Genomic DNA, 11,748 nt, shown 5'->3' with positions numbered 1-11,748 from the left:
GGTAACACTCTTCTTCAAGCAGTAGCAGTACCTGACAGACTCGAAGCCGCCAGCAGAGGAAGGACGCCCCGCGATGACGGACGCCGACACAGGCGCCCCCGAGGCCGGGGGGCGGGCCGGCGCGGTCATGATGGATGTGGCCCGGCTCGCCGGGGTCTCCAAGCAGACCGTCTCCCGTGTCTTCAACGACCAGCCGAAGGTCCGCGCGGAGACCCGGGAGCGGGTTCTGGCGGCGGCGCGGCAGCTCGGCTTCCGGCCCAACCCGACCGCGCGAGCCTTGGTGACCGGCCGCACCCGGACTCTCGGGGTGATCACCTCGGATGCCACCAGCTACGGTCCGGCAGCGACCCTGCAGGGCATCTGCGCGGCGGCACGAGACGCCGGTTACTTCGTCAGCGCGGCCCCCCTGCGAAGTCCGGACCGTCCTTCCGTGCTGGAGACCGTGGATCGTCTCGTGGGCCAGTCGGTCGACGGGATCATCGTGATCGCGTCGCAGAAGTCGGTCGCCCGCGCCCTGGCCGACGCTCCGCACAAGGTCCCGATGGTCACCCTGGACCACAGCTTCGAAGAGGGCACCCCCGTCGTCACAGTCGGCGAGGAACAAGCGGCGCACCAGGCCACGCGGCACCTGCTCCAGCTCGGCCACCGCACCGTCTGGCACATCGCCGGCCCGCCGGACTCCATCGCCGCCGAGGGGCGCATCCGCGGCTGGCAGGCCGCACTGCGCGACGCCGGCGCTCCCGTACCCGCTCCCCTGGTCGGAGACTGGACCGCCGGCTCGGGCTACGCGCTGGGGCTGGCGATCACCAGACATCCCGAGGTCACAGCCGTGCTCGCGGCAAACGACCAGATGGCCATGGGACTGCTCCGCGCGCTGAACGAGGCCGGCCGCCGGGTCCCCGCGCAAGTGAGCGTCATCGGATTCGACGACATCCCCGAAGCCGCGTACATGATTCCTCCGCTGACCACGGTCCGGCACAACTTCGCCGAAGTCGGACGAAGCTGCCTCGCCCTGATGATCGACCAGTTGGAGAACCCACCGCGCTCCTGGGTACGGTCCGTGATCGCCAGTGATCTCATCGTCCGCACGAGCAGCGGACCGCCACCCCACTGAACGCCGCTCAACCCCGTTCCCCCGCCGCCGATGGCTCCCGACATGCGGCCGGTCAATGCTGCCCCGGCGGGCCGATCCAGCGCTCCCGCACCGGCATCACTGCCGTCGTCCAAGAGACGTCGACCAAGAGACCAGGAAGCGATGAACACCACGCACAGCAGACTCACCACCCTCGGGCGCAGCCAGGTCCACGTCAGCAGGACCGGTCTTGGCACCGCCCCGCTCGCCGGCCTGTACCGGCCGGTCCCCGCCCCGGAGGCCACCGCCGTGGTGCACGACGCGCTCGCGGCGGGCATGACGTACCTGGACGCCGCTCCCCTCTACGGCCTCGGGTTGGCCGAACGACGTCTGGGCGATGCGCTGGCCTGCTACGAAGGCCTGCGCCCGGTCGTGTCCACCAAGGCGGGACGCCTGCTGCGCGAGGGCACGGCGGTGTTCGACTTCTCACGTGAGGGGATCCTGCGTTCCCTGGAGGAGAGCCTCGCCAGGCTGCGCTTGGACCGGGTGGACATCGTCTACCTGCACGACCCGGACGACCACCTGGACCAAGCGCTCGACGTAGCCTATCCAGTCCTGCACGAACTACGCGCCCAGGGTGTGGTGGGGGCGATCGGGGCGGGGATGAACCAGAGCGCCGCGCTCACCCGTTTCGTGCGCGATACGGACGTCGACGCAGTCCTGCTGGCAGGCCGCTACACCCTGCTGGACACTTCGGCGGCCCAGGACCTGCTGCCCATGGCGGCGGACCGCGGCGTGTCGGTGGTGGTCGGCGGCGTGTTCAACTCCGGCGTGCTGGCCGATCCCCGGGGCGCGGCCATGTTCGACTACGCCCCGGCCCCGGCCCACCTCCTCCGGCGCGCCCTGGAGTTGGAGCAGGTCTGCCTGCGCCACGGCGTACCCCTGTTGGCGGCTGCTGCCCAGTTCCCGCTCGGCCACCCGGCCACCGGATGCGTGCTGGTCGGCGCCACCGACACCCGTGAGCTGGCTCAGGACCTGGCCGCCTTCCAGCACCCGATTCCCGCAGATCTCTGGACCGAACTCCAGGAGACGGGACTGCTCCCTGACCACGTCCCCGTACCCGCCACTCGCCATTGCGCCTGAGCGACTCCGTACAACGATCTGGAGACCCCGATGCCCGTTGACCCCCCTCGCAGCGCCTCCGGCTGGGGTCGGATACCCCGGCTCACCTTCGGTGGTGACTACAACCCGGAGCAGTGGGATCCCCAGGTGTGGAAGGAGGACGTCCGCCTGATGCAGGAAGCCGGAGTCAATCTGGTCACCCTCGGGGTGTTCGCCTGGTCGTGGATAGAACCCGAGCAGGACCGCTTCGACTTCTCCGGAATGGACCAGGTCGTCGAACTCCTGCACAGCGGCGGGATCCGGATCGATCTGGCGACGCCGTCCGCCTCTCCCCCACCGTGGTTCTCGGAGAACTTCCCCGAAGCGCTGCCGATGGACCAGTACGGCCGCCGGCTGCGGCACGGTTCACGGCAGGCCTTCTGCGCCTCCTCGGGCGCGTACCGCGAACGCACTGCCATGGTCGTGGAGCAACTCGCCCAGCGCTATGCGCACCACCCGGCCGTTGTGATGTGGCACGTGGGCAACGAGTTCGGCGGCTACAACATCCACTGCTACTGCCCGAGCAGCGCTGCCGCCTTCCGCTCCTGGCTGATGCACCGCCACGGCAGCCTGGAGGACCTCAACCAGGCATGGGGGACGTCCTTCTGGAGCCAGCGCTACAGCGCTTGGAGCCAGGTGTATCCGCCGGGCAGTACGCCGGGGCGGGTGAATCCGGCCCAGCAGCTCGACTTCTACCGCTTCAGCTCCGACGCACAGCTGGAGTGCTACCGGGCGGAGCGCGATCTGATCAGCCGCTACGCCCCCCAGACGCCGGTCACCACCAACTTCATGGCCGGCACCTTCAAGTGGGTCGACTACTTCCGCTGGGCCCCCGAGGTGGACCTGGTCTCCAACGACCACTACCTGGTCGCCGCCGACCCCGACAACCACATCGGCCTGGCCCTGTCCGCCGACCTCTCCCGCGGCCTGGCGGCCGGACGCCCCTGGCTGCTGATGGAGCACTCCACCTCGGCCGTCCAGTGGCAGCCGCGCAACGTGGCCAAACGGCCGGGCGAGCTGCTGCGCAACAGCCTCGCGCACGTCGCGCGCGGTTCGGACGGCGCCTGCTTCTTCCAGTGGCGCCAGTCGGACTCGGGTGTGGAGAAGTGGCACTCGGCGATGCTGCCGCACGGGGGGACCGCGACCAGGAACTGGCGCGAGGTCAAGCAGCTCGGCGCGGTCCTCAACGCCGCCGCGGAGGTCGCGGGCAGCACCGTGGAACGCGAGGTGGCCCTGCTGTGGGACTACGAGTCTTTCTGGGCGCTGGAGATGGACGCCCGGCCCAGCGTCGACATGCGCTACGCCTCGGAGGTCTCGGCCTGGCACCGGGCGCTGTGGAAGCAGGGAGTGACCTGCGACATCGTCTCCGCGAACATGACGGCCGCAGACCTGTCCTCCTACCGCCTGGTACTCGTCCCCTCGCTCTACCTGATGCGGCAGTCCACCGCGGACGCGCTGACCGCCTACACACAGGCCGGGGGCCACGTCGTGGTGGGCCCCTTCTCCGGGGTGGTGGACGCCCAGGACAGGGTTCTTCCCGGCAGCTATCCCGGGATGCTTCGGGATCTGCTCGGGCTGCGGATCGACGAGTTCCTCCCGCTCGCCGAGAACGCCGCGGTAGCCCTGGACGATGGATCCGTGGGCCATTTCTGGACCGAGCGGGTCGAAGCGCGCGGCGCGACGGTGGAGGTGACCTTCACCAACGGCCCCGCTGCCGGCGGTCCTGCCGTGCTGCACCACCGCGTGGGCAGGGGCCTGGTCCGATATGCAGCGACCCGCTTCGAGGCCGCCGCTCTCGATGGCCTGCTCACCAGGGCGTTGGACGAGGCCGGGTGCGCGCCCTGCGTGCCCGGAGCGGGCGAAGGGGTGGAGGCGGTGCGCCGACTCAACGGGGAGCGCAGCTGGCTATTCGTACTCAACCACACCGACCGACCGGCGCGGATCGACTGCCATGGAGTCGATCTGCTCAGCGGCGGCGAGGCCGACGGCAGCTTCTCGCTCGCCCCCGGCGGGGCCGCCGTCATCCGCGAGCAATCCGCCGGCTGAAAACCGAACACCTCCGCCGAAACGAGAAACGGACGCAGCGATGACGCCCACGCCCTCACAGGAACCCCTCCACGACACGAAGCCGGAGACCGTCGTCCTCCGCACCAGACTGCGCGAAGGAATGGAGGAGGCATACGAGGATTTCCACCGAACCGTGCCTCCCGCCGTCGCCAAGGACCTCAGCGACCGCGGTGTGACCGAGTGGCGCATCTGGCGCAGCGGCCACGACCTCTTCCACCTGGTCGAGGTGGCCGACTACGCGGCCTTCGTCGCAGGCGACACCGACAACCCGGTCTCCATCGCATGGCAGGCGAGCGTCGCCCCCTACCTTGAGATGACGAACACGCCGCAGGATCCCGAAGGCAACACTCTGCGCCTGGTTTGGGATCTCTCTTCGAACACCGCGAGGTCAAGGGAAACGTAAGGTCACCGGAGACCGAAGTTCCCGCCTCTGAAGCGAGGCAGGCATCGGCTGCGGCACCGGCGTCTTCGCACTCCTGCTGGCTGATCACGGCTTCAAGGTCGTCGGTGTCGATCCCGCCCGAGTCTCCACCGAGGTGGCCCGGAGCAAGCCGGGCGCGATCGGTTTCGCTGAGTCTGCGGCGACGCAACGGCCCTACCGCCGCTGCAGGTGGACCTCGTCACCATGACTGCCGCATGACGGCAAACCGCGCCCAGGAGATCGTCGCTCCGCGCACGTGGCAGCGAACGCTGAAGGGAGCTTACGAAGCCCTGCGACCCGGCGGGCATCTGGTGTTCGAAACCCAAGATCCCGCCAAGTGCGCCTGGGAGACTCCATCCGATCCAACGACCTGCGAAGTACGGGACGAGCTAGCCCTGGAAGCGGTGTAGCAGAAGGTAACCGGAACGGTCGGCGGCAGTGGTGTAGCCGTGCGCGAGGGCCTGGTCGACGAGTTGGGCCTGGTGCCGGGTGGAGACGGGCCAGCCGCCGTCGTCCACCGTGTCGACCACGATCCACTGGGGATCGGTGGCGGCGGCTGCGACCCCGAAGATGCTGACCTGGTCGCGGTTGGTGAGCTGGGGGGCGAGCCGGTTGCCGGCGGCGACGGTGGCCCCGTCGGGGATCAGGTCCAGGACGCGGTGGGCCGCCGCGATGCGCGGGTCGGTGCGCCAGGTGTCGGCCCGGGCGAGCTGGACGAAGGGGTGCTGCGGCAACAGCGCTGCGGTGACCACTGCGCTGACGGCCAGTGCGTGTCGCCTGGCTCGCCGGTCCATGCGCTGCAGGGTGTCGACGAAGGCGGCGAAGACGATCGGCATCAGTACGGCGCTGTAGTGGAAGCCGGTTCCCCAGTAGAAGGAGTTGTTTGAGGTCAGGCGCCAGGCGAGCGTTGGTACGGCGGCCCACAGCAGGGGGGAGCGCAGGGCGAGGAAGGCGGTCGGTGCCAGGAGGGTCAGCAGCATGCCGGTCTTCACGCCCGGGGTGACCAGACCGACGGTGAGGAGGTGGAGCAGCCCGGATCCGCCGGGGGCCGCCGTGGGCAGGGTTCCGAAGTATCCGTAGGTGCCGGAGGGGTTGAATGCCGGGATGAGGACCAGCATCTCCAGTGCGCTGCCCAGCAGGCCCGCCGCTGCGAGCGCCGCCCCTAGGCGGCGGGCCCCGCGCCAGGCGATGATGCCCCCGATGGCGGTGGCGGTCAGCCCCAGGTCCTCCTTCACCGTCAGCAGCGGCAGTGCCCAGGCCGCCGCCGCGCGCATCCGGCCCTCGCCGAGCGCGGCCAGGGAGAATGCCAGCAGGGGGACGGCGAAGGCCACCTCGTGGAAGTCGAAGCCGAGGGTCTCGGCGATTCCCCAGGACGCGCCGTACCCGAAGGCCACCACCGTCGCCGCGCCCCGGCCCGTGGTGCGCTGGGCCCAGCGGGCGAGGGGGACCACGGCCACTGCCAGCAGAGCGGCCTGGGCGACCAGCAGCAGGACGGCCGAGGGCCACAGCAGGTAGAACGGTGCCAGCAGGGCGAGGACGGGGGAGAAGTGGTCGCCGAGCAGCGGGAATCCGGGCCCCTTCAGCGCGGAGACCGGCAGGTGGCCGTGGGCGTAGGAGCGCACTGCCTGCTCGAAGATCCCCAGGTCGTAGCCGCTGGTCAGCAGCAGCTGGTGGCGGCGTACGGACAGCGCCGCGTACGCGGCGAACAGGACCAGTGCCGCACACCAGATCCAGGTGGTCTCGCGGAAGCGCCCGCGCGGGCCAGGAGCGGTGGCGTGGGCGGCCGGCGGTGCTGGGGGTTCGATGGCGAGGAGGAGGGTCATCGGCGAGGGGCCTTCCGGTCGGGGTCGATGCCCGACAACGGTTGCTCTGACCTGCTGACTACTTGCTGACCCGACCTGATCGCGCGGTCAGGAACGGTGCGCGGCGCTGTGTCACCCTGGTCGCATGCGGATCCTGCTGGTGGAGGACGAGAGGGAGCTCGCGGAGACCCTGCAGCGGGGGCTGTCCGCCGAGGGCTACACCGTCGATCTCGCCCACGACGGCCGACAGGGGCTGTGGATGGCCCGCACCTGCGAGTACGCGCTGATCGTCCTGGACCTGATGCTGCCCGGCCTGAACGGCTACCGGGTCTGCGCTGAGCTGCGCCGCGAGGGGATCTCCACCCCGGTCCTGGTGCTCACCGCGAAGGACGGCGAGTACGACCAGGCCGAGGCCCTGGACACTGGGGCGGACGACTACCTCACCAAGCCGTTCTCCTACCTGGTGCTGGTGGCCCGGCTGCGGGCGCTGCTGCGCCGCGCGCCCGGGGCGGCGCTACCGGTGCTGGCAGTGGGCGACCTGACGGTGGACCTGGCCTCCCGCACCTGCCGCCGGGGCGGGGCCCGGGTGGAGCTGACGCCGCGTGAGTTCGCCGTACTGGAAGTGCTCGCTCGCCGCCCGGGCGAGGCGGTCTCCAAACACGAGCTGCTGCACCACGCCTGGCCCGACGAGGCGTGGGATCCCAACCTTGTGGAGGTGCGCGTCAGCTCACTGCGCAGGAAGATCGATGTCCCGTTCCGGCGCCGGTCCCTGCAGACCGTCCGCGGCACCGGGTACCGTCTGCTGGACGACCGTGAGCAGCGTCCCTAGCCCCCGCCCGGGTCGGCGGCCCAGGTGGTGGCCGCGCTCGGTGCGAGCCCGCTCGGCCCTGGCCGCTGCCCTGGCCACCGCGGTGATCCTCGCGGGCCTGGGCTGGTGGGCCCGGTACGAGCTCTACCACCAGCGGATCAACGCCATCCGCGCCCAGGCCCAGGACGAGATGAACACCCTCCAGGGTGTCCTCAGCGCAGGCTCCCTGCCCAGCGAATACGGCCCTCTGCCGTACGAGATCACCGCCTCGGGCAGCAACGCCACCTTCGGATCGAGCCAGGACCTGGAGCCGTTCGAAAACGGCAACCGCAGCCGCGCCCTGCCCGCGCCTGGCACGCTCTGGCAGGCGCGGGGCGTACGCACCGTACGGTTCGGACGGCCGCCGGGCAGCGGAGGCGACCGGCTCGCCGGAGGCACCTTCCCTGCCCTGACTTCCGACCTGCCCGCCTCGAGCATCAGCGGCAAAGGGGTGGCGGCGGTCGATCTCCCGCCCGGCGCGAACATGCGCATCTACGTGATCATGATCCCGTTCGACGCGCAGGCCACAGTCGCGGCGGCAGACCGGTTCCTGCTGCCCGCCGGGCTCGTCGGCGTCCTGCTGGTCGCCGCCGTGGCCTACGCCGCGACCCGCCGCGCGCTGCACCCGGTCGAGGCGATCCGTGTCCGTACCGCCTCGGTCACCGCCACCGACCCGCGCGAGCGCGTCGAGGTCCCGGACACCGGCGACGAGATCGCCGCCCTGGCCACCACCATCAACGCCACCCTGCAGCGCCTGGACGACGCCGCGGCACTGCAGCGCCGCTTCGTCGCGGACGCCGCCCACGAACTGCGCAGCCCCCTCGCCACCCTCCTCACCAGCCTGGAGGTCGCCCTCGTCTACCCCGACCGCACCGACTGGAAGGCCACTGTCGCCACCGCCGCCCGGCAGACCCACCGCCTGCAGGCCCTCACCGAGGATCTGCTCCTCCTCGCCCGCATCGACGCCGGACCACCACCGCACACCACCACCGTCACCGATCTCGCCGCACTCGCCGGCGAACTCGCCCACGAATACCGGACGGCGCCGCCCGCCCTGCGGCAGTGTGCCGCCGGCGCCCTGACCATCGACTGCGACGCCCCACCCCCCGCCCCGGTGCGCGCGGAGCGCGGCGAACTCGAACGGATACTGCGCAACCTGCTGGACAATGCCGTCCGGCACGCCGCACACCGCATCGAACTCACCATCCGTACCGAGGGCGCCGACGTTGTGGCCGAAGTCCGCGACGACGGACCCGGCATCCCGGCCGCCGATATCGAGCGGGTCTTCGACCGCTTCACACGCCTGGACGACGCCCGCGCCCGCGACTACGGTGGCGCCGGCCTCGGACTGGCCATCGCCCGCGACCTCGCCCACCGCAGACAGGGCACCCTGACCCTCACCCCGCCCACCGGCCCGACCACCACCGGCGCCCGCTTCGTCCTCCTACTCCCGCACGCGGAAGGCCCGCAGACCCCGGCTACGCCCTGCCCCGTGTCCTGACCTTGCCGTAGCGTCCTGTCTCTGCCTCGAAATCACCGATAATCCGTGCGGGAAATGTGCACGCATTGAAAGGGGGACGAAGAATTTACCGACACCAGCCCGGAATCTCCGCCCAAGCCATTCCGGATCCGGAACCACCGTATTTGACGGTCCCTGACTCGCCAGGCCGGGTAATGCGAATCCCGGCCCAGAAGCGGTGGTCGGATCGATGGCGAAGATGCCCATTCTGAAGGTGTCGGCCGTAGCAAGCAGATCCGACGCGAAACGGCGCCCCTGCCGGGATCCAGCGGGGCGCCGCTGATTTCATACTCCGTCACCAGCGCAGGCAGGCACGCTGAATTGGGAGGCTATCTCGGTCTTGTGCCAGGTGCCGGCGGAGTCCTGGTGGATGTGGAAGGGGCGGGCGTAGGCGGTGCGGGCGGTGACGTAATCGGAGACGCACTGGGTGAAGCGGCCGGGGACGTAGGAGATCAGGGCGTGCGGGCGGTTGGCGGAGTCGATTGCCTGGCTCTCCTGGTTCATCAGCGCGTGGTCGGCGATGAGGGGGTCCACGACGAGGCCGGGCGTCGCGGTGGAGACCAGCGTGGAGCCGCCGGTGACGCCCACCTCGGCGCCTGCGGCGTTGTGCCAGGTGCGCCCGGCATCGCTGCTGGACATGTAGACGGTGTCGTGATTGGTGAGGCCGTCGGCGGTGCACATGACGGCTCCGGCGTTCTCGCGCCAGGTGCCGAAGACGTGCAGCCTGCCGTCGGTGCCGAAGTCCAGGCCGTGGACGTAGAGGCTGCGGGCGAAGCTGGAGCCGTGGGTGTCTGTGTAGGTGCCGGTGTTGCTGCTCCAGATGCCCAGGTCGGTCCAGGAAGTGCCGTTGTACTCGGCAAGCTTGGCCTGCCCGTTCCCGGAGACTCCGGTGCGGTAGCTCAGCTGCAGCCGCCCGGCGGGGCTGACGATGAACTGGGAGTATGTGAAGGTTGAGGTGAGCGGCACGCCGTCGAGGCTGGTCTGCACCGCGCCCAACTGCGTGGCCGTCCAGGCGTGCGACCCGGGGCTGCTCATCAGCCCGGCGACCGACTTGACGTAGAAGTAGCCGCTGCTGTGGGCGTCCATGGCCACGTGCAGTCGGCCGTCGGCGGGTGAGACGCCCATCGAGATGACGTTGTGCGAGTCGTCCTTGGTGAGCTGATGCGGCAGTTTGACGGTCTGCCACTGCGTGCCGCTCACCGGCCTGCGTGCGACGGTGGCGCTGCGGTCTGCGGCACACCAGACGGCGTACTGTTAACCGCCGAGCGTCAGCAGCCCGTTCTTCTGGAACGAGTTGTTGTTCACCAGGCCGTTGTAGGAGACGAAGAACAGCGCAGTGGTGTCGAGGGTGCTGCCGCCGAGCAGCTTAGAGCGTCCGCCAGTAGGCCCCGAGCAGGGTGCAGGTGCGGTGCAGGCACGGTTCACCTGACCATGGAGTTCTCTACGCTTCATGATCACCGGGGGATCCGTGCCTGCCGTCCCATCATGCATTCTCGACCCGATCCGCGACCAGTTCCTCGCGCTGCTCCCCGCGCGTGAGGACTCGCATCCGTGGGGCTGCCACAACCCGCGCATCAGCGACGCTGTGGTCTTCGATCGATTGGTGCAGGTCCTGGTCTTCGGCTGTGGATACGAGCGGGCGGCCGACAGCTCCTGTTCCGCCACGACCCTGCGTCGACGCCGGGACGAATGGATCGCGGCCGGAGTGATGGAGACCCTGAGGCTGACCGTGCTGGCGGCCTACGACCAGATGATCGGCCTCGAACTCGACCAGCTGTCCGCCGACGGCTGCATCACCAAGGCGCCCTCCGGTGGCGAGTGCGCCGGCAAAAGCCCAGTCGATCGGGCCAAACTCGGCCTGAAACGCTCCCAGTTGACGGACGGCCACGGGATACCGCTGGTTACCGATCCGGCCCCGGCCAACACTCGTGACCACACACTGCTGCCCGCCACACTCGACCGCTTCGCCGAACTCGCAGCAGCCCTCGGACCGCTGCCGCAGAATCCGAGCCTGAGCCTGGACGCCGGCTACGACTACAGCATGGTCCACCAGGACCTGACGGCCAGGGGGATCACCGGTCAGATCGCAGAACGCGGCACGAAGACCCCGATCCAGACCGGCGGACGCTGGGTCGTAGAACGGACAAACTCCTGGATGAACAACTTCGGCAAGCTCCCCCGCTGCACCGAGCGACGGAGGGCTCCCGTCGAATTCTTCATCGCTCTGGCCAGCACCATCATCACCGTCCGCTGCCTGATCCGACGTGCCTGGACGCTCTACCGCTGGGACACCCGCCCTCGCAGCCCACGAATCCGGTGATCTACTGGCGGACCCTCTTAACCAACGGGGAGACGGTCGCGGCGCCGACGGCGGCGCAGAGCAGGTCCCTGCGGTGCGGCTTGGGGGTCACGGAACGGGGCTCCTTCAACAGACGGGTTTCTTGGCCTGCGGCAGTTGGGTTGACGACCGGTCACCCTCCTGCGGGGAGGTGGAGCCAGAGGTTGACGGTCGTCGTCGGCAGGACTTCGTAGGAGACGCGCGCACTGGTGATCGCGCCCGTGCAGGACGAACTCTGGTAGCCGACGACGTCGAGGATGTCGTAGTTGTAGACCGCGATGTGGGTGTTGAGCCAGATCGCCGCACCACTCGTCGTGAAGTGACGGGTGGCCGGGTGGCTGAAGTCCTGGACCGTGACGCAGTGCGTGCCTGCCAACGGGAGGACCTTCAGGTTGTAGTGCCCGGAGGTGTTCGCGGCGGCAGCCGGGCCGGCGGCTGCGGTGAGAAGGGCCAGGGCCGGAGCGGCAACCGACGCACAACGTCGGATCCAGCGGGAGGGACGGGACACGGGGACTCCTCGT

The 11,748-nt window shown here is 69.7% G+C and carries 9 protein-coding genes and 2 pseudogenes; 8 read left to right on the top strand and 3 right to left on the bottom strand.

The window, feature by feature from the left end; genetic code table 11:
- Nucleotides 1-73 precede the first annotated feature (73 nt).
- The 5 genes and pseudogenes from ABH941_RS31895 to ABH941_RS31875 form a co-directional block, all read left to right on the top strand.
- Nucleotides 74-1,114: a LacI family DNA-binding transcriptional regulator gene (locus ABH941_RS31895; protein ID WP_370133051.1), complete on the top strand. Its 1,041-nt coding sequence runs from the start codon at nt 74-76 to the stop codon at nt 1,112-1,114.
- Between the two features lie 141 nt (nt 1,115-1,255).
- Nucleotides 1,256-2,215 carry an aldo/keto reductase gene (locus ABH941_RS31890; protein WP_370133050.1) on the top strand — a complete coding sequence of 320 codons (960 nt, stop codon included), beginning with the start codon at nt 1,256-1,258 and terminating at the stop codon, nt 2,213-2,215.
- A gap of 30 nt (nt 2,216-2,245) precedes the next feature.
- Complete coding sequence (locus ABH941_RS31885) at nt 2,246-4,279, top strand: beta-galactosidase (RefSeq protein ID WP_370133049.1); 2,034 nt, start codon at nt 2,246-2,248, stop codon at nt 4,277-4,279.
- 40 nt (nt 4,280-4,319) lie between these two features.
- Nucleotides 4,320-4,703 (top strand): L-rhamnose mutarotase, encoded by a 384-nt coding sequence (locus ABH941_RS31880; protein WP_370133048.1) that lies wholly within the window; start codon nt 4,320-4,322, stop codon nt 4,701-4,703.
- Nucleotides 4,704-4,746: 43 nt separating this feature from the next.
- Nucleotides 4,747-5,071 (top strand): annotated as a pseudogene (locus ABH941_RS31875) (class I SAM-dependent methyltransferase); the annotation flags it as partial.
- A gap of 39 nt (nt 5,072-5,110) precedes the next feature.
- Here ABH941_RS31875 and ABH941_RS31870 read toward each other — a convergent pair.
- Nucleotides 5,111-6,544: a DUF2079 domain-containing protein gene (locus ABH941_RS31870; protein ID WP_370133047.1), complete on the bottom strand. Its 1,434-nt coding sequence runs from the start codon at nt 6,542-6,544 to the stop codon at nt 5,111-5,113.
- Nucleotides 6,545-6,668: 124 nt separating this feature from the next.
- On the opposite strand from ABH941_RS31870, the gene ABH941_RS31865 reads away from it, so the two are divergent.
- Together ABH941_RS31865 and ABH941_RS31860 are read left to right on the top strand one after the other, a co-directional pair.
- Nucleotides 6,669-7,352, top strand: coding sequence for a response regulator transcription factor (locus ABH941_RS31865; protein ID WP_370133046.1), 684 nt, complete (start codon nt 6,669-6,671; stop codon nt 7,350-7,352).
- 40 nt (nt 7,353-7,392) lie between these two features.
- Nucleotides 7,393-8,871 carry a sensor histidine kinase gene (locus ABH941_RS31860; RefSeq protein WP_370133045.1) on the top strand — a complete coding sequence of 493 codons (1,479 nt, stop codon included), beginning with the start codon at nt 7,393-7,395 and terminating at the stop codon, nt 8,869-8,871.
- A 348-nt stretch (nt 8,872-9,219) separates the two neighbouring features.
- Here ABH941_RS31860 and ABH941_RS31855 read toward each other — a convergent pair.
- A pseudogene (locus ABH941_RS31855) lies at nt 9,220-10,341 on the bottom strand (BNR repeat-containing protein); the annotation flags it as partial.
- Between the two features lie 16 nt (nt 10,342-10,357).
- On the opposite strand from ABH941_RS31855, the gene ABH941_RS31850 reads away from it, so the two are divergent.
- Nucleotides 10,358-11,209, top strand: a complete 852-nt coding sequence (locus ABH941_RS31850) for an IS5 family transposase (RefSeq protein ID WP_370133044.1) — start codon at nt 10,358-10,360, stop codon at nt 11,207-11,209.
- A gap of 151 nt (nt 11,210-11,360) precedes the next feature.
- Here ABH941_RS31850 and ABH941_RS31845 read toward each other — a convergent pair whose 3' ends face one another.
- Nucleotides 11,361-11,735: a hypothetical protein gene (locus ABH941_RS31845; protein WP_370133043.1), complete on the bottom strand. Its 375-nt coding sequence runs from the start codon at nt 11,733-11,735 to the stop codon at nt 11,361-11,363.
- Between the last annotated feature and the right edge of the window lie 13 nt (nt 11,736-11,748).

It is taken from the genome of Streptacidiphilus sp. EB103A, assembly GCF_041261405.1.
In the GTDB taxonomy this organism is placed as follows: domain Bacteria; phylum Actinomycetota; class Actinomycetes; order Streptomycetales; family Streptomycetaceae; genus Streptacidiphilus.
Note: the sequence above shows the minus strand (reverse complement) of the source record. Positions and strands in the feature narration are given on the sequence as shown.

Coding starts and splice junctions, on each gene's coding strand:
- ABH941_RS31895 (WP_370133051.1), top strand. CDS start 74: ATGACGGACGCCGACACAGGCGCCCCCGAGGCCGGGGGGCGGGCCGGC.
- ABH941_RS31890 (WP_370133050.1), top strand. CDS start 1,256: ATGAACACCACGCACAGCAGACTCACCACCCTCGGGCGCAGCCAGGTC.
- ABH941_RS31885 (WP_370133049.1), top strand. CDS start 2,246: ATGCCCGTTGACCCCCCTCGCAGCGCCTCCGGCTGGGGTCGGATACCC.
- ABH941_RS31880 (WP_370133048.1), top strand. CDS start 4,320: ATGACGCCCACGCCCTCACAGGAACCCCTCCACGACACGAAGCCGGAG.
- ABH941_RS31870 (WP_370133047.1), bottom strand. CDS start 6,544: ATGACCCTCCTCCTCGCCATCGAACCCCCAGCACCGCCGGCCGCCCAC.
- ABH941_RS31865 (WP_370133046.1), top strand. CDS start 6,669: ATGCGGATCCTGCTGGTGGAGGACGAGAGGGAGCTCGCGGAGACCCTG.